18 protein-coding genes are annotated in these 22,229 nt (G+C 67.7%); 14 read left to right on the top strand and 4 right to left on the bottom strand.

The features are described from left to right. The first annotated feature begins 99 nt into the window (after positions 1-99). Positions 100-2,784: a bifunctional acetate--CoA ligase family protein/GNAT family N-acetyltransferase gene (locus HW532_RS07970; RefSeq protein ID WP_213163875.1), complete on the top strand. Its 2,685-nt coding sequence runs from the start codon at positions 100-102 to the stop codon at positions 2,782-2,784. Between the two features lie 285 nt (positions 2,785-3,069). Here the strand turns inward: HW532_RS07970 and HW532_RS07965 are convergent, their stop codons facing one another. Beyond that, complete coding sequence (locus HW532_RS07965) at positions 3,070-3,813, bottom strand: SDR family NAD(P)-dependent oxidoreductase (protein WP_213163874.1); 744 nt, start codon at positions 3,811-3,813, stop codon at positions 3,070-3,072. Between the two features lie 220 nt (positions 3,814-4,033). Here HW532_RS07965 and HW532_RS07960 point away from each other — a divergent pair, with 220 nt between their 5' ends. The 8 genes from HW532_RS07960 to HW532_RS07925 all read left to right on the top strand — a co-directional run bounded on the left by HW532_RS07960 (position 4,034) and on the right by HW532_RS07925 (position 14,669). Beyond that, entirely contained in the window at positions 4,034-5,881 is a 1,848-nt protein-coding gene (locus HW532_RS07960; protein ID WP_213163873.1) for a CocE/NonD family hydrolase, read from the top strand. A gap of 357 nt (positions 5,882-6,238) precedes the next feature. After that, entirely contained in the window at positions 6,239-7,309 is a 1,071-nt protein-coding gene (locus tag HW532_RS07955; protein WP_213163872.1) for an ABC transporter ATP-binding protein, read from the top strand. 76 nt (positions 7,310-7,385) lie between these two features. After that, positions 7,386-8,708 (top strand): ABC transporter substrate-binding protein, encoded by a 1,323-nt coding sequence (locus tag HW532_RS07950; RefSeq protein ID WP_213163871.1) that lies wholly within the window; start codon positions 7,386-7,388, stop codon positions 8,706-8,708. A 70-nt stretch (positions 8,709-8,778) separates the two neighbouring features. Further along, on the top strand, positions 8,779-9,732 hold the full coding sequence (locus HW532_RS07945) for a carbohydrate ABC transporter permease (RefSeq protein WP_213163870.1): 954 nt from the start codon (positions 8,779-8,781) through the stop codon (positions 9,730-9,732). Positions 9,733-9,860: 128 nt separating this feature from the next. Further along, the gene (locus HW532_RS07940; RefSeq protein WP_246479949.1) at positions 9,861-10,706 is read left to right on the top strand and encodes a carbohydrate ABC transporter permease; all 846 of its coding nucleotides are present in this window, start codon (positions 9,861-9,863) and stop codon (positions 10,704-10,706) included. Positions 10,707-10,769: 63 nt separating this feature from the next. After that, a complete protein-coding gene (locus tag HW532_RS07935) occupies positions 10,770-12,554 on the top strand; it encodes an IlvD/Edd family dehydratase (protein ID WP_213163869.1) in 1,785 nt (594 codons plus the stop codon). 88 nt (positions 12,555-12,642) lie between these two features. Beyond that, positions 12,643-13,644, top strand: a complete 1,002-nt coding sequence (denD, locus tag HW532_RS07930; RefSeq protein ID WP_213163868.1) for a D-erythronate dehydrogenase — start codon at positions 12,643-12,645, stop codon at positions 13,642-13,644. A 77-nt stretch (positions 13,645-13,721) separates the two neighbouring features. Further along, positions 13,722-14,669: a LysR family transcriptional regulator gene (locus HW532_RS07925; RefSeq protein WP_213163867.1), complete on the top strand. Its 948-nt coding sequence runs from the start codon at positions 13,722-13,724 to the stop codon at positions 14,667-14,669. A gap of 414 nt (positions 14,670-15,083) precedes the next feature. Here the strand turns inward: HW532_RS07925 and HW532_RS07920 are convergent, their stop codons facing one another. Next, on the bottom strand, positions 15,084-15,701 hold the full coding sequence (locus HW532_RS07920; protein ID WP_213163866.1) for a cupin domain-containing protein: 618 nt from the start codon (positions 15,699-15,701) through the stop codon (positions 15,084-15,086). A gap of 95 nt (positions 15,702-15,796) precedes the next feature. On the opposite strand from HW532_RS07920, the gene HW532_RS07915 reads away from it, so the two are divergent. The 5 genes from HW532_RS07915 to HW532_RS07895 all read left to right on the top strand — a co-directional run bounded on the left by HW532_RS07915 (position 15,797) and on the right by HW532_RS07895 (position 21,121). Further along, the gene (locus HW532_RS07915) at positions 15,797-17,110 is read left to right on the top strand and encodes an NAD(P)/FAD-dependent oxidoreductase (RefSeq protein ID WP_213163865.1); all 1,314 of its coding nucleotides are present in this window, start codon (positions 15,797-15,799) and stop codon (positions 17,108-17,110) included. Positions 17,111-17,154: 44 nt separating this feature from the next. Beyond that, positions 17,155-18,186: an ABC transporter substrate-binding protein gene (locus tag HW532_RS07910; RefSeq protein WP_213163864.1), complete on the top strand. Its 1,032-nt coding sequence runs from the start codon at positions 17,155-17,157 to the stop codon at positions 18,184-18,186. Positions 18,187-18,321: 135 nt separating this feature from the next. Continuing rightward, on the top strand, positions 18,322-19,389 hold the full coding sequence (locus HW532_RS07905) for an ABC transporter ATP-binding protein (RefSeq protein WP_213163863.1): 1,068 nt from the start codon (positions 18,322-18,324) through the stop codon (positions 19,387-19,389). A gap of 4 nt (positions 19,390-19,393) precedes the next feature. After that, entirely contained in the window at positions 19,394-20,308 is a 915-nt protein-coding gene (locus tag HW532_RS07900) for an ABC transporter permease (RefSeq protein WP_213163862.1), read from the top strand. 6 nt (positions 20,309-20,314) lie between these two features. Further along, positions 20,315-21,121, top strand: a complete 807-nt coding sequence (locus HW532_RS07895; RefSeq protein ID WP_213163861.1) for an ABC transporter permease — start codon at positions 20,315-20,317, stop codon at positions 21,119-21,121. Positions 21,122-21,145: 24 nt separating this feature from the next. Here HW532_RS07895 and HW532_RS07890 read toward each other — a convergent pair whose 3' ends face one another. Further along, on the bottom strand, positions 21,146-21,982 hold the full coding sequence (locus tag HW532_RS07890) for a DUF6925 family protein (protein ID WP_213163860.1): 837 nt from the start codon (positions 21,980-21,982) through the stop codon (positions 21,146-21,148). Then, entirely contained in the window at positions 21,979-22,095 is a 117-nt protein-coding gene (locus tag HW532_RS22530) for a DUF6925 family protein (protein ID WP_425491952.1), read from the bottom strand. The genes HW532_RS07890 and HW532_RS22530 overlap by 4 nt, the downstream gene beginning before the upstream one ends. Between the last annotated feature and the right edge of the window lie 134 nt (positions 22,096-22,229).

Here is a 22,229-nt window from a genome sequence, read left to right as displayed (position 1 = left end):
GGACGCAGATGAGTTGCTCTGACACTTTGAGAACGATCGACCTTTCTGCACTCAGGTGGACCCATCCGGGTGCAGGTCGATCCGGGGAACGAGCCGCCCATGTCCATCCGCAATTTCGACGCCCTGTTCAAGCCGAAGACCATTGCCTTGATCGGGGCCAGCAACCGCGCCAGGTCGGTCGGGTCGGTGCTCGCTCGCAACCTCTTCGAGGGCGGGTTCGAGGGGGCGGTGCTCCCGGTCAACCCGAAGGAGGAGGCGATCCACTCGGTGCGCAACTTCCGCTCCATCGCGGAGCTGCCGGAGACGCCCGACCTCGCCATTATCGCCACGCCGCCGGCGACGGTGCCGGGCGTGGTGAAGGAGCTCGGCGAGCGCGGCTGCCGCGCGGCGGTGGTTATCACAGCGGGCTTCGGCGAGGGCGAGCGCGCGGAGGGCCGGGCGCTCAGGCAGGAGATGCTCAACGCCGCGCGCCCGCATCTCATGCGCATCCTCGGGCCGAACTGCCTCGGCATCATGTCGCCGCACAAAGGCATCAACGCGACCTTCGCCCATGTCGGCGCGAAGCCGGGGGACATCGCCTTTCTGAGCCAGTCCGGCGCCGTCGCCATCGCGGTGCTGGACTGGGCCCGCTCGCGCGGCATCGGCTTCTCCCACCTCGTCTCCCTCGGCGACAAGTCGGATGTCGATTTCGGCGACCTGCTCGACTATCTGGCGCTCGACCCGCAGACGCGCTCCATCGTGCTCTATGTCGAATCCATTGCCCATGCGCGCAAGTTCATGAGCGCGGCGCGCATGGCCTCGCGCACCAAGCCGGTGGTCGTCGTCAAGGTCGGCCGTTCGGCGGCCGGCGCCAAGGCGGCGCTGTCTCATACGGGGGCGCTGGCCGGGGCCGATGCAGTCTACGATGCGGCGTTCGCCCGCGCGGGGCTTCTGCGCGTGAAGGAGCTCGGCGAGCTGTTCGAGGCCATCGCGATCCTCGGTGCGGGGCTCAAGCCCCGGGGCGAGGACCTCACCATCGTGACCAATGGCGGCGGCGTCGGCGTGCTGGCGGCCGACATGGCGGCCGAGCAGGGGATCGATCTCCCCGCGCTGACGGAGGAGGAGGTCGAGCGGCTGAACGCCGTCCTTCCCGACGCCTGGTCGCGGGGCAACCCGGTCGACATTCTCGGCGACGCGCCCGGCGCACGCTATACCGCAGCCCTGGAGGGGCTCGTCGGCAGCCACCGCAAGGGCGCGCTTCTGGTGCTCAACTGCCCGACGGCGGTGGCCGACAGCCGCGAGGCCGGCCAGGCCGTCGTGGAGACCCTCAAGGAGCATCCCGACGTGGCGGCGATCACCGCCTGGCTCGGAGACGGCGCCGCCGCGGATGCGCGCCGGACATTCGCCGCCCACAACATCCCGACCTTCGAGACGCCGGAGGAGGCGGTGCGCGCCTATTCCCATCTCGTCCATTACCGGCGCAACCAGGCCCTCCTCATGGAGACGCCGGACGAGCGGGCGTCGACGAGGCCGGATCTGGAGGCGGCGCGCAAGATCGTCTCCGACGTGCTCGGCGAGGGGCGCGACACGCTCAACGAGCCGGAGGCCAAGGCGCTCCTGCGCGCCTACGGCATCTCCACGGTGGCAACCCATATCGTCGCCAGCCCGCAGGAGGCGGAGGAGGCCGCGCGCGCCATTGGGGCGCCGGTCGCGCTGAAGATCCTGTCGCCCGACATCACCCACAAGTCCGATGTCGGCGGCGTGGCGCTCGACCTGGAGACGCCGGAGGCGGTCGGCGAGCAGGCACGGCACATGCTCAAGGTCGTGGCCGGCAACAGCCCGCAGGCGAGGCTGACCGGTTTCACCGTGCAGGAAATGGTGCGCCGGCCGGGCGCGGTCGAGCTGATCGCCGGGCTCGCCAGCGACCCGGTCTTCGGGCCCATCGTGCTCTTCGGCCAGGGCGGCACGGCGGTGGAGGTCATCGGCGACCGCGCCATCGGCTTTCCGCCGCTCAACTCCGTGCTGGCCAGCGACATGATCGCCCGCACGCGGATCTCACGCCTCCTGGCGGGGTACCGCGACAGGCCAGCGGCCGACCGGGCGGCCATCGAGCATACCCTCATCCGCCTCGCAGACCTTGCCGCCGACCTGCCGGAGGTCGTCGAACTCGACATCAATCCGCTGCTCGCCGACGAGAAGGGCGTCGTCGCGCTCGACGCGCGCGTCGTGGTGAAGGCGCCGGAGCGCGAGGGGACGCGGCGCTTTGCCATCGCGCCCTATCCGCACGATCTCGCCCGCACGATCGCGACGCGCGGCGGGACGGACTATCTGCTGAGACCCGTGCGCCCCGAGGACGAGGCCCGGGCGGTGGAGATGCTGAAGCGCTGTTCGCTGGAGGATATCAGGATGCGCTTCTTCGCCTCCATCGGGGTCTTCACCCATGCCTTCGCCGCGCGCATGACGCAGATCGACTATGACCGCGAGATGGTCTTCGTCGCCCAGCCCGTCGGCGCCGACGGCGAACCGGCCGACGAGATCTGCGGCATCGCCCGCCTTGCCGCCGACCCCGACAACGAGGCCGCCGAATACGCCATCATCGTGCGCTCCGACCTCAAGGGGCAGGGGCTTGGCTATGCGATGATGTCGGAGCTTCTGGCCTATGCCCGGAAGAAGGGCATCGCGAGCGTGTTCGGCGATATCCTGAAGAGCAACAGGGCCATGCTGCAGATGACCCACGAGCTGGGCTTCACGCGCACGGCGGAAAGCGCCGAGGACGGTATCGTGACCATGTCGGTGACGGTGTAGGGCGGGGCGTTCCATGGGGGCGAGGCCTCGCGGGCCGCACCCCTTGGCCCGACACTCTGGATCCCCGCTTTCGCGGGGATGACGGGGAGGGAAACGGAGCAAGGGGAAGGGCCAGCGCCAGCGCTCCCCCGCTCGCTCCCGCGAAGGCGGGAGCCCAGGGGGTGTTGCCTTGCGCTCGGCAGTCTCGGGAGCGGTCCAGGTCTCTCTTCCCGTCATGCCCGGGTTCGTTCCGGGCATCCATGCGGAGCCTGCCATGTGCGGCAAGCATCCGATGGAGTGCCGGGGCTAGTAGGTCGCCCGGCCGCCCGATATGTCGAAGACGGAGCCGGTGGAGAAGGAGCATTCCTCGCTGGCCAGCCAGCAGATCAGGGCGGCGTTCTCCTCCACCGTGCCGAACCGGTTCATGGGGATCTTGGAGAGCATGTAGTCGATATGCTGCTGGGTCATCTGGGAGAACATCGCCGTCTTCACCGCGGCCGGGGTGATGGCGTTGACGGTGACGCCGGTGCGCGCGAGCTCCTTGCCGAGCGATTTCGTCAGCGCGATCACGGCCGCCTTGGAGGCCGAATAGGCCGGGGCGTTGGGATTGCCCTCCTTGCCGGCGATCGAGGCGATATTGACGATCCGGCCGTATTTCCGGTGCATCATGTGCGGGGCGACCGCGCGGTTGCAGTAGAACAGCCCGTGGACATTGACGTCGAAGACTTGCGCCCAGTCCTCCACCGGATAGTCCCATGTGGTGAGGTTGGGCCCGGTGATGCCGGCCGAGCAGACGAGGATGTCGATCTGCCCGAACATGTCGATGGCGCGCCGCGTGGCCGCCTCCACCGCCTCGTGGTCGGTGATGTCGATGGCGACGCCGTCCGTCCTGCCGCCGATGGCGCCGGCGGCGTCCGCCACCTTCGCGTCGTCGAGATCCCAGATGGCGACATTGGCGCCCTCCTCGGTGAGGCGCCGGGCGGTCTCGTAGCCGATGCCCGAGGCTCCTCCGGTCACAATGGCGGCGCGGCCTTCGAATCGTGGCGTCATGTTTCCTCCGTCTGTCTGCCGTCATGGGGCGGGTGTGCCTGCCGGCATCGCGGGATGCCATGCCCCTCGGGAGATCGTGTCGGGCAAGGAGAATAATGGGACACGGCCATTTCGCAAACATCGCCGCATCCGCAAGGGGCAGACCGTGCCGTTGACGGGCCGTGCGTGCTGTGGCCTAACTCTGCCCCGGCTTGCGGGGTTCGAGGGGGAGTTTAAGCGAATGTCGGACAGTGACAGGGCGAGCACGGCTTGGCGACTGGCGCCCGCCGACTATGTGGCGCGGCGCGAGGTCGCCTGCCGGCTTCCCGAGGCGCCGTCGTCGCGCTACGTGACCATGTCGGACGGATGCCGACTCGCGGTCGATGTCTACCTTCCCGAAGCCGCCGATGGCCGGAACGGGCCGCGGCCCGTTCCGGCCATCGTGCTGTTCACCCCCTATTACCGGCGGTTCAGGCTGAAGCCCGGCGCGGAGGGCACGGAGCCGAGCCCCAATGCGGGCAAGTACCGCGATTTCTTCGTTCCGCGCGGCTATGCGCTTGTCGTCGTCGATGTGCGCGGCACGGGCGCGAGCTTCGGCACGCGCGACAGCTTCCGTTCGCCGCGCGAACGGGAGGACTACCGCGAGATCGCGGACTGGATCGTCGCCCAGGACTGGTCGGACGGCGCCATCGGGGCGACGGGGGTGTCCTATCTCGGCGCGGCCTGCGATTTCCTGGCGAGCACGGGCCATCCCGCGGTGAAGGCCATCGCGCCGCTCTTCGCCGTCTGGGACACCTATTCCGATCACTATTATCCGGGCGGCCTGCTGCTCAACCAGCTCGCGAAGACCTATGACGAGCTGATGGTCGCGCTCGATCACGACCGGCGGGACCTCCTTGCCCAGTTCGCCTATTTCCGCGATCCGGGGCTCGATGGCCCCCAGCCGGTGGACGAGGACGCGGACGGCTCGCTCGCCCGTGCCGCCGTCGCCGAGCATCTCGCCAATTTCCGCATGCCGAGCTTCATCACCGAGTTCCGGTTCAAGGACGATGCCCTGCCATACGATCCGGACTTCACCTCCGCGGCCTTCAGCCCCTATCGCTACCGCGACGGGATCGCGCCGGATGTCGCCGTGCTCTCCGTCTCCGGCTGGATGGACGGCGCGGGCTACGCGAACGGCTCGATCTCGCGCTTCCTGACGCTCGACGGCAATCCGGGCGAGCTGTTGCTCGGGCCCTGGGACCACGGCGCGCGCGTCAATGTCTCTCCGCGCAGGGAAACCGCGGACTCGCAGTTCGCGCTTCTGGGCGCGGTGCTGCGCTTCTTCGACGAGCACCTGATGGGGCGCGACACGGGGGCCGGGGCAGAGAACCGCGTCCACTATTTCACGATGAACGACGAGCGCTGGCGCTCCGCGAAGCAGTGGCCGCCCTTCGAGGAGACGGCCATCTTCCATCTCGGCGACGGCGTCCTGGCGGAGACGGAGCAGGAGGATGGCGTCGACGCCTACCAGACCGATTTCAGCCTCGGGACCGGGCATCGCACGCGCTATGAACGCATCGCCGGGCTCGACACCCGCGACTACTATACCGACTGGCAGGGGCGCGACGCGGCCATGCTGAACTACACCTCGCAGCCGCTTGCCGGCGATGCCGAGCTCACCGGCCATGCGGTCGTGAAGCTGTGGCTGTCATCGAGCGAGCCGGATGCCGCGCTGCATGTCTATCTGTCCGACGTCGAGGAAGACGGGACGGTGCGCTACGTCACCGAGGGCGTGCTGCGTGCACTGCATCGCCGGGAACGGCCGGCGCCGGCCCATCATCGCACGAGCTGGCCCTATCGCTCCTTCACCCGCGAGGATGCCCGACCGCTCGAGCCCGGCCGGATGGAGCTCTTCCGCTTCGCCTTCCTTCCCACATCGTGGATGTTCCACGCGGGCAGCCGGATCCGCCTGTCGATCGCCGGGGCGGACGCCGATCACTTCGAGCACACCCCGCATGGCCGCCCGCCGCTCCTGTCGGTCGGGCGCGGGAAAACGCACCCGTCGCGGCTCGTTCTGCCGCTGAGACCGGCGCCGGCCGACGCCTGACGGGACAGCACCGCGACGCGTGCGCCCGGGCCTCCCGGTCCGCATTCCGGACGGGCGGTGCGGCGCGATTCTGTCCTGTTGCGATAACGAACAGGAATTGATTGGCCGTCAAATGTTATTGGACGCTTATCGGAAGCGTTCATAATCTCGTTTGCAACAAGCCTTGCCACAAGAGTCGTCGAGACCGGGCAGCGGAGCGGACGGGCCCGCCCAGAAGGGTCCGCCATCAAACGGGAGGAGACTGCATGAAGCCGCAGCCGTGCTGCAGGTGTGTCCTGCAATCGTCGCTATCGATCCGTCATACCAGTCTTTCAGGGCGCCTTGTGCGCCGGTCGGCGTGATCGGAGTACGGGCATAATGGCATCGGTCGACATTGCAGGCGTCATCAAGCGCTTCGGCGTGCACGAGGTTCTCCACGGCATAGACATCGGCATCGGCGATGGCGAGTTCGTCGTGCTGGTGGGGCCGTCCGGCTGCGGCAAGTCCACATTGCTGAGAATGGTCGCCGGGCTGGAGGAGATCACCAGCGGCGACATCTCCATCGGCGGGCGCATCGTCAATCGCGTGCCGCCCAAGCAGCGCGACATCGCGATGGTGTTCCAGAATTACGCGCTCTATCCGCACATGACGGTCTACGACAACATGTCGTTCTCGCTGAAGCTCGCGGGCGTCGACAAGGCGAAGATCGACGAGCGCGTCAACGGCGCGGCCGACATTCTCGGGCTCCAGGACTATCTCGCCCGCTATCCCCGCCAGCTTTCCGGCGGCCAGCGCCAGCGCGTGGCCATGGGGCGCGCCATCGTGCGCGACCCGCAGGTGTTCCTGTTCGACGAGCCGCTCTCCAATCTCGACGCCAAGCTGCGCGTGCAGATGCGCACCGAGATCAAGGCGCTGCACCAGCGGCTGAAGACGACCTCGGTCTATGTAACCCACGACCAGGTGGAGGCCATGACCATGGCCGACCGGATCGTGGTCATGCAGGACGGCTATGTGGAGCAGATCGGGGCGCCGCTGGAACTCTACGATCGGCCGGCCAACATGTTCGTGGCGGGCTTCATCGGCTCGCCGGCGATGAACTTCATCGAGGGCCGGCTCGAGCGCGACGGCGACGCGGTGTTCGTGGTCGCCGGCGACGACACGCGCATTCCCGCGCCGAAGGACGTGACGGGGGAGACCGGGCAGGCCGTGGTCTATGGCATGCGCCCGGAGCATCTCGACATCGCCGCCGATGGCCAGGGGATCGCCGCGGAGGTCGTCGTCATCGAGCCGACGGGGGCGGACACGCTCGTCTTCTGCCGGATGGCGGGCACCGATATCTGCGCCATGTTCGACGAACGCCACACTTTCGCGCCGGGCGAGGAGATCCGGCTCGAGCCGCGGCTGGCGACCGCGCATGTCTTCGACGCCCGAACGGGCGGGCGCCTGTAGCCGGGCGCGCAGCAATATCGCCCGCAAAAGGGCGAGAACCGCCGGACAACCGGCGCTATAAACCTGGGAGGAAACAATGGGCTTTACGAGACGCGATCTTCTGAAATCGGGTGCGGCGGTCACCGCCGGCCTTGCGGGATCCCGGCTGATCGGCATGGGCTCCGCGCAGGCGCAGAACACGCTGAGCTTCGAGCCCGAGGAGGGGGCGGAGCTCCGGGTTCTGAGATGGCGGCGCTTCGTTGAGGGCGACGAGCGCCTGTGGATGGAGAACACCAAGAAGTTCACCGAGATGACCGGCGTTCCCGTCCGCGTCGACAGCGAGTCGTGGGAGGATGTCAGGCCGAAGGCGGCCGTGGCGGCCAATGTCGGCTCCGGGCCCGACATCATCGTCGGCTGGTTCGACGACCCGCATCAGTATCCCGACAAGCTGGTGCCCGTGACCGATCTGGCGGAATATCTCGGCGGCAAGTATGGCGGCTGGTACGACGCGGCCCAGCGCTACGGCATGCGCGGCGGCGAGTGGATCGGCCTGCCGCTCGGCGCCTCGGGCGCCTGCACGGTCTACCGCCAGAGCTGGGTGCAGGAGGCCGGCTACGAGACCTTCCCGACCGACTATCAGGAAGTGCTCGACTGCGCGAAGAAGCTCAAGGCCAACGGCCATCCCATGGGGCTCGCGCTCGGCAATGCGGTCGGCGACGGCAATGGCTGGACCCACACCATTCTGTGGGGCTTCGGCGGCAAGATGGTCGACGAGGACAACAATGTGGTGCTCAACAGCCAGGAGACGGTCAACGCGCTGGAATATGTGAAGGAGCTCTATGAGAACTTCATCCCCGGCACGCTGTCCTGGCTCGACCCCAACAACAACAAGGCGTTCCTCGCGGGCGATGTGGGCGCGACCATCAACGGGATCTCCGTCTACTACGCGGCCAGCCACTCCGACGACCCGGCCATGAAGGAGATCGCCAAGGACATCAACCACGTGAACATGCCGATCGGGCCCGTGGGCCATCCCACCGAGCTCCATCTGTTCACCCAGGCCATGGTGTTCGGTTACACGAAATATCCCAATGCGGCGAAGGAATATCTCCGCTTCATGTGGGAGAAGGAGCAGTATGAGCCCTGGCAGCAGGCCGCCCAGGGCTACATCTCCCATCCGCTGGACGCCTATGCGTCGAACCCGGTGTGGACCGACGATCCCAAGAACACGCCCTATCGCGACTGCGTGAAGAACATGCTGTGGAACGGCTATTCGGGCGATCTCGGCTATGCCTCGGCGGCCGCGATGGCGGATTACATCGTGGTCAACATGTTCGCCGAGGCCGCCTCGGGCGACCGCACGCCGAAGGAGGCGGCCGAACGCGCCGCCAAGCGGGCGGAACGCTACTACAGGGTCTGAGCCCGGACCGGGGACAAACGCCGGCGCGGCCCGCCCAATCCGGGGCGCGCCGGCAAGACGAGGATGGACGATGGCGCTTCAGACGGCGACACAGGGGACCGGGGCTCAGGCAGACAGCGTCGGGCTTGCGGCGCGGCTCGGCCAGAACCGGACCTTTCTCGGCGTGCTCTTCATGCTGCCCGCGGCGACGGTGCTGATCCTGCTGCTCGCCTATCCGCTGGGGCTCGGCGTGTGGCTCGGCCTGACCGACACGCGCATCGGCCGCGCCGGCGTCTTCATCGGGCTGGAGAACTACGAGTTCCTGTTCGACGACAGCGTGTTCTGGCTGTCGGTCTTCAACACCTTCCTCTACACGGTGGTGGCGAGCATCGTGAAATTCGGGCTGGGGCTGTGGCTGGCGCTCCTGCTCAACAACCACCTGCCGTTCAAGGCGTTTCTCAGGGCCATCGTCCTGCTTCCCTGGATCGTGCCGACGGTGCTGTCGGCCATCGCCTTCTGGTGGATCTATGACAGCCAGTTCTCGATCATCTCCTGGACGCTGATCCAGCTCGGCGTGATCGACCACTACATCAATTTCCTCGGCGACCCGGACATGGCGCGCGCCAGCGTCATCGCGGCCAATGTCTGGCGCGGCATACCGTTCGTCGCGATCACGCTGCTCGCCGGCCTGCAGACGATCCCGCAATCGCTCTACGAGGCGGCGGTGATCGACGGGGCGAGCCCGTGGCAGCGCTTCCGGTTCATCACCTTCCCGATGCTCACCCCGATCATCGCGGTGGTGATGACCTTCTCCGTGCTGTTCACCTTCACCGATTTCCAGCTCATCTACGTCCTGACCCGCGGCGGGCCGCTCAACGCCACCCACCTCATGGCGACCCTGAGCTTCCAGCGGGCGATCCCGGGCGGGCAGCTCGGCGAGGGCGCGGCCATCGCGGTGGCGATGATCCCCTTCCTGCTCGCGGCGATCATGTTCAGCTATTTCGGCCTCCAGCGCCGGCGCTGGCAGCAGGGCGGAGGAGACTGAGACCCATGGCGGACAACCAGATGACAGACCGGACCGAACAGTCCCGCGACACCGGCGCGGACGTCACCAAGGGCTGGCTCGCCAGGCGCCGGCAGGCCCGCGAGGAGGAACGCAGCGCCCGGGGCGGCATGGACTATCTCGCCTCCATCCCGCGCAAGGTGGTGACCGTCTACATTCCCCTGGCGATCTTCCTCTTCATCCTGCTCTTCCCGTTCTACTGGATGACGATCACCACGTTCAAATCGAACGAGGAGCTCTACAATTACGAGGATTTCAGCCCCTTCTGGGTCTCCAATCCGACGCTTGCCAATGTCTACAAGCTGTTCTTCGAGACGAGCTATCCGACCTGGCTGTGGAACACCATGGTGGTGTCGGTCGCGGCGACCTTCCTGTCGCTGTTCTGCGCGGTCTGCGCGGCCTATGCGATCGAGCGGCTGCGCTTCAAGGGCGCGCGCACGGCGGGGCTGACCATCTTCCTCGCCTATCTGGTGCCGCCCTCCATCCTGTTCATTCCGCTGGCCACGCTCGTCTATGCCTACGGGGTGTTCGATTCCAACTGGGCGCTGATCCTCACCTATCCGACCTTCCTCATTCCGTTCTGCACCTGGCTGCTCATGGGCTACTTCCGGTCCATCCCCTACGAGCTGGAGGAATGCGCGCTGATCGACGGGGCGACGCGCCTGCAGATCCTCATCAAGATCATGCTGCCGCTCGCGGTGCCGGGGCTGATCTCGGCGGGCATCTTCGCCTTTACCCTGTCCTGGAACGAGTTCATCTACGCGCTGACCTTCATCTCCTCGTCGGAGCACAAGACCGTCCCGGTCGGGGTGGTGACGGAGCTCGTGGAGGGCGACGTCTATCACTGGGGCTCGCTCATGGCGGGTGCGCTTATGGGGTCGCTTCCGGTCGCGATACTGTACTCGTTCTTCGTCGAGCATTACGTTTCGAGCATGACGGGGGCCGTGAAGGAGTGACCCTCGCGGGATCCCGCATGCTCTCCTTTTGACCAGATCGCAAACGTTGGAGTACGTCGTCCTATGGCTCAGAACGGCAAACCGAGGCTGCGCTCGCAGGCCTGGTGGGACAATCCCGACAATCCGGGCATGACCGCGCTCTATCTGGAGCGCTACCTCAATTACGGTCTCACGCGCGAGGAGCTCCAGTCCGGCAAGCCGATCATCGGCATCGCGCAGACGGGCAGCGACCTCTCGCCGTGCAACCGCCATCACATCGAGCTGGCCGAGCGGGTCCGCGCCGGCATCCGCGACGCCGGCGGCATTCCCTTCGAGTTCCCGGTCCATCCCATCCAGGAGACCGGCAAGCGCCCGACCGCCGCGCTCGACCGCAATCTCGCCTATCTGGGGCTCGTGGAGGTGCTCTACGGCTACCCGATCGACGGGGTGGTGCTGACCACGGGCTGCGACAAGACCACGCCCGCCATGCTGATGGGGGCGGCCACCGTCAACATCCCGGCCATCGTGCTCTCCGGCGGGCCGATGCTCGACGGCTATTTCGAGGGCGAGCTCGTGGGCTCGGGCACCGTGGTCTGGGAGGCCCGCCGCCGCCATGCCGCCGGCGAGATCACCTACGACCAGTTCATCGATCTCGTGTCGGAGTCCGCGCCGAGCGTCGGCCACTGCAACACCATGGGCACGGCGAGCTCCATGAACGCCATGGCCGAGGCGCTCGGCATGTCGCTGCCCGGCTGCGCGGCGATCCCCGCGCCCTATCGCGAACGCGGCCAGATGGCCCATGCCACGGGCCGGCGCATCGTGGAGATGGTGCACGAGGATCTGAGGCCGTCGGGGATCATGACGCGCGAGGCCTTCGAGAACGCCATCGTCTGCGCGTCGGCCATCGGCGCCTCGACCAACTGCCCGATCCACCTCAATGCGATCGCGCGCCATATGGGGGTCGAGCTCACCAATGACGACTGGGACGCCATAGGCTACCAGATCCCGCTGATCGTCGACATGATGCCCGCCGGGCGCTTCCTCGGGGAGGGCTACTACCGGGCCGGCGGCCTGCCGGCGGTGATCGCGGAGCTCATGCGCCACGGCAAGGTCCGCGAGGACGCCATGACGGTGACCGGCCGGACGGTCGCGGAGAACAACCGCGATGCCCGCATCGTCGATCCGGAGGTCATCCGCTCCTATGACAAGCCGCTCATGACGCAGGCCGGATTCGCCGTGCTCAAGGGCACGCTGTTCGACAGCGCGATCATGAAGACCTCGGTCATCTCGGAGGATTTCCGCAAGCGCTATCTGTGCCGTCCGGGCGACGAGAACGCCTTCGAGGCGCGCGCCATCGTGTTCGACGGGCCGGAGGATTACCACCACCGCATCAACGATCCCGAGCTCGGGATCGACGAGACCTGCGTGCTCGTCATTCGCTATTGCGGGCCGGTGGGCTATCCGGGCTCGGCGGAGGTGGTGAACATGCTGCCGCCGGACGCGCTGGTCCGCGAGGGCGTCTCCGAGCTGCCCTGCATCGGCGACGGGCGCCAGAGCGGGACCTCGGGCAGCCCGTCGATCCTGAATGCCTCGCCGGAGGCGGCGGTCGGCGGCGGGCTCGCCATCCTGGAGACCGGCGACCGGATCCGCATCGACCTGAACAGGCGCAGCGCCGATATCCTGCTCCCCGAAGAGGAGCTCGAGGCGCGGCGCAAGGCGCTCAAGCTGCCGGACTTCGTCAACCAGACGCCGTGGCAGGAGATCTATCGCAACCATGTCGGCCAGCTCGCCGAAGGCGGCGTCCTGGAGAATGCGGTGAAGTATCAGCGCATCGACGAACGGTTTGGGATCGCGCGGGACAACCATTGAGGCCTCGCTCCACGGCACGGGGGCGGCATCGGTCTTGCGCCGCCGACCCCGACCGTGGAGGGCCGGAGACAATCAGGGAGACGCTCAGATGCGCGTTGTGATTACCGGAGGCGCCGGCTTCGTCGGCCGCAAGCTGGTCGACAGGCTGTTGAGGGACGGGGAGGCCGCAGGCCCCGACGGGGCGATGCGCGAGATCTCCGAGATCGTGGTGTTCGACCAGACAGACCCCGTTCCGCCGCTGCCCGACGACCGCCGCGTGCGCGCGGTCGCCGGCGACATCTCCGACCGCGCCACCGTCGAGGGCGTGATCGCGGAGGGCACGGGCAGCGTGTTCCATCTCGCCGCGGTGGTGAGCGCGGCGGCGGAGGCCGATCTCGATCTGGGCCTGCGTGTCAATCTCGACGGGACGCGCGCCGTGATCGACGCCTGCCGCAAGCTCTCCGCTCCGCCGCGGCTCGTCTTCGCCTCGTCCTGCGCGGTCTATGGCGGCGAGCCGCCGGTGCTGGTCGACGACCTGACACCGCCCGACCCGCGCACCTCCTACGGGGCGCAGAAGGCCTGCGGCGAGCTTCTGGTGAACGATTACAGCCGCAGGGGCATCGTCGACGGGCGCGCCGTTCGCCTGCCGACCATCGTCGTGCGCCCGGGCAAGCCGAACAAGGCGGCCTCGACCTTCGCCTCCTCCATCCTGCGCGAGCCGCTGTCGGGCGTGGAGACGATCTGTCCCGTGGAGCCGCGCAGCCGCATGGCGATCCTTTCGCCGCGCCGACTCATCGATTGCCTGATGACGCTGCACAACATGAACTCCGCACGCCTCGGCGCGGAGCGGCGCATCCTCCTGCCGTCGATCAGCGTCACCATCGGCGAGATGGTGGAGGGGCTGGAGCGCGCCGGCGGACGCGAGGCCGTCGACCGCATCAAGTGGCAGCGCGACGATCACATCCAGAGCATCGTCGACCACTGGCCCGCGCGCATGGAGGCGAGCCGGGCGGCCAAGCTCGGCCTTGTCGGCGACCGCAGCATCGACGAGATGATCGCCGCCTTCGTGGAGGACGACCTGCCCGCCCAGAAGGCCCTCGCTCAAGGGTAAGGCCGGTCGCGATAATCGATTTCGCTAAGCGGATCTGGTATTAATTCCATTCTGTTATTGCGGGATGGAGACGGTCCATGAGCACCGCATTGTCGGCGGGAAACCTCGCCAAGCGGCTGAAGTTCAAGCATCTCGTCCTGCTCGATACGCTCGCGCGCACCCACAACATGCACCAGGCCGCCGACCTGATGAGCATGACGCAGCCCGCGGCGAGCAAGATCCTGCAGGATGTCGAGCAGATCTTCGGCTTCGCGATCTTCGAGCGCCTGCCGCGCGACATGCGCCCGACCGAGCTCGGCGGGGTCGTCATCCGCTATGCCCAGCAGACGCTCAACGCCACGGAGCGCTTCGTCGACGAGCTCGCCAACATCCAGCATGGCGGCTACGGCAACCTGCTGATCGGCGCCATCGTCGACCCCGCGCCCGACATGCTGTCGCTCGCCATCCTCAGGCTGAAGGAGCGCCGGCCCCGGCTGACCGTCAAGATCGTCGCGCAGACGAGCGACCGGCTGCTCGCGGCGCTCGAGGAGAGGCGGCTCGACCTGGTGATCGGCCGGTTCACGAGCGCCCACCAGCACAATATCTTCAGCTTCACGCCGCTGACGACGGAGCCCCTTCATCTGGTGGTGAGCCCGAGGCATCCGCTCCTGTCGCGGGCCCACCTCACCCTCGCGGACCTCGCCGACTGGCCGTGGATCATGCATCCGCTGACCAGCCCCACGCGGCAATATATCGAGGAGATCTTCGGGCGCTACGACATCGCCACGCCCGGCAATGTCATCGAGACGACCTCCGTCTTCGCGACCATGAAGCTCTTGCAGGCGAGCGACATGATCGCCGTGCTCGCCCATTCGGTGGTGCGCGAATATGTCGAGCACGGCCTTCTGGCCCTGCTGCCCGTCCCGCTCGACAGGCGGCTTGAGGATTACGGCATCATCACCCGCAAGGGCGACGAGCTCACCGGACCGGCGGGCGAGTTCATAGAGCTCGTCTGCGCGCTGTCGGGCGCGCATATGGCGGCCTGAACGGCAGCAGCCGGTGCGGCACCGGACAGGCGGGATCACGAATTGCCCTGGTGCGCGATGGGCTGGATTCGGAACTATGCCCCGGTCGTCATTGCCGGTCTTGTCCCGGCAATCCATGGCGGCCGTTCGTTGCAAATGGACGCGCCGCCGGATGGATGCCCGCCTGCGCGGGCATGAGCGGTAAGGGGCGAGCGCGGATGAGCGGTAAGGGGCAAGCGCGGATGAGAGCTATGGGACGGGACTGACTTGCGTCCTGCCGCTCGCTCCCGCAAAGGCGGGAGCCTGGAATTCGGCTGGCCGCCAATAGATCGCCTCGGGAGATCGTCCGCCATCGGGCGCGTTCACCCGATGGCAGCCCGATCCGGGGCCGCAGACCGCCATGCGCCCAAGGCGGCAACCGGATATGACAGCGCCCTAATAGACGGGCGGCGTCACGATCCACAGGACGCGGGTGGTGGAGCGGGCCGCATTGCGGAACATGTGGGGCAGGGTGCTCTCGAAGCGGAAGGCGTCGCCCTCGCCAAGGCGGTAGGTGGTGCCGTCGACATAGAGCTCCATGCGCCCGCGCAGCACGACGCCGGCTTCCTCGCCCTCGTGGCTGTAGGGCTCCTCGCCCGATCCGCCGCCGGGCCCGAGGATCACCTCCATGACCTGCAGCGCGCCCTCCTCGTCGGGCGTCAGAAGCTCCTTGACCATCGCCTTGGCGCCGAAGTCGAGGCTGCGGCGGTCGCCGGCCCGCACGATGCGCCGGCTGTCCTCCTCGATCACCGCGGCCGGGCTCTCGAAGAGGGCGTGAACGGGAACGTCCAGCACCGCGCAGACCGCGCGCAGGGCGCGGATCGACGGCGAGGACAGGCCGCGCTCGATCTGGCTCAGCAGGCCGACGGACACGCCGGCGCCGTCTGCGACGTCCTTCAGCGACAGTCCGCGTGCCTGGCGGATGTCCCGGATGGCGCGGCCGAGGGCGCGGTCCTCGTCCTGGGAGGCCTCCGGCCGGGCCGTTGCGATGGGGGAGGGGGGCGTCAGTCTCATGGTTGACGGCGGTTCCCGAATTTCACTATTATGAAACAGTATAGCACAACGCTTTCATATAAGCGAAGTTGGCTTTCATTTGGGCGACGCTGGCGATGACGCAAATCCGTGAACTCCAGGCTCCAACCCTGCCCCGGTCGCTCTGGGCCGCGACTGCTGTCGCGCCGAAGCGTTTCGACGCCCTCGAGGACGATATCGCGACCGAGGTCGCGGTGGTCGGTGGCGGGTTTACGGGACTGTCCACGGCCCTTCACCTCAGTGAACGCGGTATCGATGTGGCCGTCATCGAGGCGGCCGAACCCGGCTGGGGCGCCTCGGGCCGCAATGGCGGACAGGTCATTCCGGGGCTCAAATACGATCCGGACGAACTGGAGGCCATGTTCGGCGCCGATCTCGGCGGGCGCATGGCCAAGGCGGCGGGCGAGGCGCCCGATGTCGTGTTCGACATCGTCGCACGTTACGGGCTCGACTGCGAGGCCGACCGCCGGGGCTGGATCCAGGCGGCCTTCGGGCGCAAGAGCCTCGAGACGCTGACGCGGCGTGCCCGGCAATGGCAGGCGCGCGGCGTCGCCGCCCGCGCGCTCGACGGGGCGGAGGCCACGCGGCTCATCGGCGGCAAGGGCTATGTCGGCGGCTGGGCCGATCCGCGAGGCGGCGGCCTGCAACCGCTGAGCTATGCCCGCGAGCTGGCGCGCGTGGCCGCCGGCAACGGCGCGCGCATCTTCGCCGCGACGCCCGCGACCAAGCTTTCCCGGTCCGCCAAGGGCTGGCGCGTGGAGACCCCCGGGGGATCGGTCACGGCGGCGACCGTCATCCTCGCCACCAATGGTTATACGGACGCCCTCTGGCCGGGGCTCGAGCGCTCGGTCATTCCCGTCTACAGCTTCCAGATCGCCACCGTGCCGCTGTCGGAAAACCTGCGCCGGACGGTCCTGCCGGAAGGGCATGTGGTTTCCGACTCGCGCCGGCTCCTGCGCTATTTCCGCCTCGATTCCCACGGCCGCCTGCTGATGGGCGGGCGCTCGCCCTTCACCGACCGGCCAACCTTCGAGGACGGCCGGACCCTCAAGGGCTGGATCGAGGAAATGTTCCCCCAGCTTGGCGATGTCGAGATGGAGTATGTCTGGTCGGGCCGCGTCGCGGTCACCGCGGACCATCTGCCGCATCTCAATGCGCTGGCGCCCGGGGTCTATGCCGCGCTCGGCTTCAATGGCCGCGGCGTGGCGATGACGACGCAGATGGGGCGCATCCTGGCCGATCTTGCAAGCGGGACGCCGGCCGAAGAGCTGCCCTTCCCCGTGACATCCGTGCAGCCGATCAGGTTCCACGGTTTCTACCGGCCGGTGCTCGAGGGGCTCGTCCGGTACTACCGCCTGCGCGACAGGTGGGAAGCCGCGAAGACGGCATGAGACACAGTATCGAACACGCGGAAAACAGGTGAGGAGTGAGGACCATGATTTCATACCGGATGACACTGATGGCGGCGGCCGCGGCCACGGCGCTCGCGGCCGGCCCGGCCCAGTCGGCGGACAGCATCACCGTCGCCTCGTGGGGCGGCGCCTATCAGGACGCCCAGCGCAAGGCGCTCTTCGACCCGACGGCCAAGGAGCTCGGCGTCACCATCAACGAGGCGACGCTGTCCGGCCTTGCGGAGGTGCGCGTCCAGGTGCGCTCCGGCGCGGTGACGTGGGACGTGGTCGACCTCGGCGCCACCGAATGCGCGATCGGCGCGAAGGAAGGCCTGTTCGAGCCGCTCGACTACTCCGTCATCGAGGCGGAGGGGATCGACAAGGCGCTCGTCCACGATGACTGGATCGGCATCATCTACTACTCGACGATCCTCGCCTGGAACACCGATACGGTTGAGAACCCGCCCAAGAGCTGGGCCGATTTCTGGGACACGGAAAAGTTCGCCGGCCTGCGCTCGCTGCGCGGCCAGCCCCAGGTGCAGCTCGAGATCGCGCTCATGGCCGACGGCGTGCCGATCGACGAGGTCTATCCGCTCGATGTGGAGCGGGCCTTCAAGAAGATGGAGGAGATCAAGGGCGACATCACCACCTGGTGGACGTCCGGCGCCCAGTCGGCCCAGCTCATCAAGGATGGCGAGGTAGACATGATCGGCATCTGGAACGGCCGCCTCTCCGCGGCGATGGGCGACGGCGCGAAGGCGGGCTACACCTACAATCAGGGCGCGCTCAACGCCGATTGCCTGGCGATCCCGAAGGGTGCCCCCAACAAGGAGCTCGCCCAGAAGGCGATTGCGCATTTCGTGTCGGCCAAGCAGCAGGCCATGCTGCCGAAATACATCAATTACGGGCCGGTCAACCAGAAGGCTTTCGAGCTCGACGTGCTCACCGAGGAGGAGAAGAAGGCCATCAACTCCTCGCCGGAGAACATCAAGAACCAGCTCGTGATCGACGCCGAGTGGTGGGGCGAGAACGGCGCGGAGATCCTCGAGCGCTGGGACGCGATGATCCAGCAGTGAAGACCGCGATCATCCGCGCGTGAAGCCTGTTCACACGGCCCCGCCCTCCCCTTGCCGACCGGGCGACGGGAGGGCGGGGGGATCGTGCTTCGCGCCGTCATTGTTTCGGTATTTCAAAAGGTTGTGTAACGCCTCATGGCCAATCCGATCGCGATCCGCGACGTGCGCAAGACCTATGGCGATTTCGTCGCGCTTGGGTCCATCGACCTCGATATCGAGGCCGGCGAGTTCCTGACCCTGCTCGGGCCGTCGGGCTCCGGCAAGACCACACTGCTGATGATCATGGCGGGCTTCATCCGCCCCGACCGCGGCAGCATTAAGGTGGCGGGGCGGGAAATCCTGCGCACGCCGCCGCACAAGCGCAATATCGGCATGGTGTTCCAGAACTATGCGCTGTTTCCGCATATGGATGTCGCGGGCAATGTCGCCTTCCCGCTGCGTCTGCGCAAGGTCGGCCAGGCGGAGGCCGACAAGCGCGTGCGCGAGGCCCTGCGCCTCGTCCAGCTCGAACAGTTCATCGACCGGCGCGTCGACCAGCTCTCCGGCGGCCAGCGCCAGCGCGTGGCGCTTGCCCGCGCCATGGTGTTCGAGCCGGAGATCCTGCTCATGGACGAGCCGCTCTCGGCGCTCGACAAGAAGCTGCGCGAGGAGATGCAGGTGGAGCTCAAGCACCTCCATCAGCGCCTCGGCATGACCACCGTCTATGTGACGCACGACCAGCGCGAGGCGCTCACCATGTCGGACCGCGTGGCGGTGATGAACCATGGCGCGCTCTGCCAGGTCGCCCCGCCGCGCGAGATCTACGAGGCGCCGTCGGATCGCTTCGTGGCGGACTTCATCGGCGAATCCTACTTCGTCGCGCTGGATGCCGGCGGCGGTGGGGAGCTGGCGCTTGGCGGGCGGCCCGTCCGGCTGTCGCAGCCGCCGCGCGGGGAGGGCGCGCGCCACTATCTGGTCGTGCGCCCGGAAAAGCTCGCTTTGCTCGACGGCGAGACGGGCGGCCACAATGTGCTGGAGGGCAAGGCGGAGGACGTCGTCTTCCAGGGCGAGAGCGTGCTCATCGCCGTGCGCCTTGCCGACGGCCAGCGCATCGCCGTGCGCAAGAGCACGGGCCACGGCGTGCTCTCCGGGCTGCCCGAGAGCGGCGAGGCGGTGCGCCTCGGCCTGCACCCTGAAGACAGTGTGGTGGTGAGGGACGCCTGACGCCATGGCCAGCACAACAGACAGCATCGCCACACCGCCCGCCGCGGGCGCACCGGCCCTGAACGAGGCGGCGTTTGTCCGCGACGGGCGGCGCGAGAAACGGCAGATCCTGGGCCTTTCGGTGCCCGCGCTCATCGTGGTGACGGGCCTTCTGCTCGTGCCGGTCGGCTGGCTGTTCGCGCTGGCCTTCGTGTCCGGCGGCGAGAGCAGCCTGGTGAATTTCCAGCGCATGATCGACTATCCGGCCTATGCCGCGATCTTCCGCACCACCTTCGAGGTGAGCGTCGCGGTCACGGTGCTGTGCATCCTGCTCGGCTACCCGGTGGCCTATCTGCTCGCCCAGTTGCCGCCACGGCTCGCCACCGTCGGGCTCGCCTTCGTGGTGATCCCGTTCTGGACGTCGCTGCTCGTGCGCACCTATGCCTGGCTTGTGCTGCTGCAGAGGCGCGGCGTGATCAACGACGCGCTGATCTCGGCGGGCCTCATCGACGAGCCCTTGCGGCTGGTGCACAATTTCACCGGCACCATGATCGGCATGGTCCACATCATGCTGCCCTTCCTGGTGCTGCCGCTCTATGCGACGCTGCGCACCATCGACGGGGATCTGATCCGCGCGGCGACGAGTTGCGGCGCCTCGCCCATCCAGGCCTTCTTCCGGGTGTTCCTGCCGCTGTCCATGCCGGGCCTGATCGCCGGCACGCTGCTCGTCTTCATCCTGAGTCTCGGTTTCTATGTGACGCCGGCGATCCTCGGCGGCGGGCGCGTGACCATGGTGTCGATGAAGATCCAGCAGAACGTCTCGGTCTATTTCGACTGGGGCTCGGGCAGCGCGCTCGGGCTGGTGCTGCTGCTGGCGGTCTTCGCGATCTTCTACGCCGTGCACCGCTTCGCCGGCCTCGACCGCATATTCAGAGGGTGAACCGCCATGGTCGGCCCGATTCCCATTCCCCATCACCGACGCCTGTGGCTCTATGCGCTGGTCGTGCTGGTGCTTGTCTTCCTGATCGCGCCGGTCTTCATCGTGGTGCCGATCTCGTTCTCCGCGTCGGAATATCTGGAGTTCCCGCCGAGCGAATGGTCGCTGCGATGGTATGAGCACTTCTTCGGCACTTTCGAGTGGATGCGCGCCGCGCGGGTCTCCTTCACGGCCGCCTTTCTCACCGTGCTGCTCGCCACCCCGCTCGGCGTCGCGGCGGCCTATGCGCTGAATGTGTCGAAGGCGCGCTTCGCACGGCTGCTCCACCTCGTGCTGCTCCTGCCGCAGATGGTGCCGGTCATCCTGATCGGCATTGGCGTCTTCTACCTCTATATCCAGCTCGGCCTCGTCAACACCATGGCGGGCATCGTGCTCGCGCATACGCTGCTCGCCCTGCCCTTCGTGGTGGTGACGGTGCTGTCGGGGCTTCAGACCTACGACATGACGCAGGAGCGCGTGGCGCGCAGCCTCGGCGCGTCCTGGCCCAAGGCGTTCTTCCTGATCACCCTGCCGCAGATCCGCCTGTCGGTGATTTCCGGCGCGCTCTTCGCCTTCATCACCTCGCTCGACGAGGTGGTGATCGGGCTGTTCATCGCCGGCGGCGAGAACACGGTGCTCACCCGCAAGATGTTCCTCGCCCTGCGCGATCAGGTGGACCCGACCATCGCGGCGATCTCCTCGCTCCTGATCGTGGTGTCGCTGAGCCTGCTGCTGGTGATGGCGGTTCTGGCAAGCGGCAAGCGCAAGCCGGCATAGAGGGGAGGGGCAGCCCCCCTCGCGTCACGCCTCGCCGGGCGAATCGAACCGGGCCGCCCACGCGCCGAGCACATCGGCGCGGGCCGTGCCGGCGCCTGCGAGCTGGCGCAGCGCGACCTTGACGGCGGCGCGCGCGAAACGGTCGTCGGGTGGGGCGAAGGAGCCGGGCGCCTCGCCCGCCTGCACGGCCTCGATCACCGAGCGTTTGACGACGAGGAGCCGGGCGTCGCCGAACGCGTCGAGCAGCGCTTGGAAACCGTCATGGGCGGCCCGGTCGAAGGAGCGCGGCTCGCCCATGATCGTCTTCACCGGATTTGCCGGGAAGAGATGGGCGCACGGGACCAGGCCGTCCGGAATGGGCGCGGTCGCGGCATGGGTCCGGCCGCTGGCGAGCACCTTCGGCAGGACATGGGTGTGCGGGCCTTGCGGGCTCGTCCCGTCCGCCGGAGGGATCGGCTGGTAGACCTCCAGCCGCCCGAGGCGCGAGACGAAGACGCGATGCGGACTGAAGGTCGGCATCCGGCCCATGAGCGGATTGTCCGGATCGAGCGCCGAGCGGCCCTCGCTCTCGCGCAGCGCGGCGAGCGCCTCCGGATCGGCCGTGCGCACGCAGATATCGGCCTGCGGCGCGCCGAGGCCCATATCGAACAGGATCGCCTCGCGGTCCCGCGGCCTCAGGGCGCCGGTGTCGGGGCCGAGCTCGGTCACCGCGTGGCGCCGGTTCATGGCGCAGGCCTCCTCCGGCAGGCACAGGGCGACGGCGTGGTTCCAGCGCGGCGTGCGGGCGGCGGGCGTCTCATAGGCGACGGCGCGGTGGGGCAGGCGCGGATCGAGCGCGATGCCGCCCCGGTCCGTCGTCATGGCGACGGGCCGTCCCCGTCCGCGGCCAGCATGCACGGCTCGCCCTCGTCGTGCATGAACTCGCCGATGGCGCCGAATGTGCCGAGGCTCCAGCCCGCCCCGCAATCCTCCAGATACCGCGTGATGAGGGGGCGCTGAGCCCCCGCGTGCCTTGGTTTCGGTCATTGTCTGCTCCCGTTGGTCGTAGGCGGTCCGGCAAGGTTGCGTCACGAACGACGGCGTGCCGTGCGAGGCCCGCCACTTTTCC

It is taken from the genome of Kaustia mangrovi (genome assembly GCF_015482775.1).
Taxonomy (GTDB): domain Bacteria; phylum Pseudomonadota; class Alphaproteobacteria; order Rhizobiales; family Im1; genus Kaustia; species Kaustia mangrovi.
The sequence above is the reverse complement of the archived record's forward strand: the minus strand, read 5'-3'. Positions and strand labels throughout refer to the sequence as shown.

Coding starts and splice junctions, on each gene's coding strand:
- HW532_RS07890 (WP_213163860.1), bottom strand. CDS start 21,982: ATGACGACGGACCGGGGCGGCATCGCGCTCGATCCGCGCCTGCCCCAC.
- HW532_RS07935 (WP_213163869.1), top strand. CDS start 10,770: ATGGCTCAGAACGGCAAACCGAGGCTGCGCTCGCAGGCCTGGTGGGAC.
- HW532_RS07895 (WP_213163861.1), top strand. CDS start 20,315: ATGGTCGGCCCGATTCCCATTCCCCATCACCGACGCCTGTGGCTCTAT.
- HW532_RS07970 (WP_213163875.1), top strand. CDS start 100: ATGTCCATCCGCAATTTCGACGCCCTGTTCAAGCCGAAGACCATTGCC.
- HW532_RS07905 (WP_213163863.1), top strand. CDS start 18,322: ATGGCCAATCCGATCGCGATCCGCGACGTGCGCAAGACCTATGGCGAT.
- HW532_RS07945 (WP_213163870.1), top strand. CDS start 8,779: ATGGCGCTTCAGACGGCGACACAGGGGACCGGGGCTCAGGCAGACAGC.
- HW532_RS07920 (WP_213163866.1), bottom strand. CDS start 15,701: ATGAGACTGACGCCCCCCTCCCCCATCGCAACGGCCCGGCCGGAGGCC.
- HW532_RS07965 (WP_213163874.1), bottom strand. CDS start 3,813: ATGACGCCACGATTCGAAGGCCGCGCCGCCATTGTGACCGGAGGAGCC.
- HW532_RS07910 (WP_213163864.1), top strand. CDS start 17,155: ATGATTTCATACCGGATGACACTGATGGCGGCGGCCGCGGCCACGGCG.
- HW532_RS07960 (WP_213163873.1), top strand. CDS start 4,034: ATGTCGGACAGTGACAGGGCGAGCACGGCTTGGCGACTGGCGCCCGCC.
- HW532_RS07925 (WP_213163867.1), top strand. CDS start 13,722: ATGAGCACCGCATTGTCGGCGGGAAACCTCGCCAAGCGGCTGAAGTTC.
- denD (WP_213163868.1), top strand. CDS start 12,643: ATGCGCGTTGTGATTACCGGAGGCGCCGGCTTCGTCGGCCGCAAGCTG.
- HW532_RS07900 (WP_213163862.1), top strand. CDS start 19,394: ATGGCCAGCACAACAGACAGCATCGCCACACCGCCCGCCGCGGGCGCA.
- HW532_RS07915 (WP_213163865.1), top strand. CDS start 15,797: ATGACGCAAATCCGTGAACTCCAGGCTCCAACCCTGCCCCGGTCGCTC.
- HW532_RS07955 (WP_213163872.1), top strand. CDS start 6,239: ATGGCATCGGTCGACATTGCAGGCGTCATCAAGCGCTTCGGCGTGCAC.
- HW532_RS07940 (WP_246479949.1), top strand. CDS start 9,861: ATGGACTATCTCGCCTCCATCCCGCGCAAGGTGGTGACCGTCTACATT.
- HW532_RS07950 (WP_213163871.1), top strand. CDS start 7,386: ATGGGCTTTACGAGACGCGATCTTCTGAAATCGGGTGCGGCGGTCACC.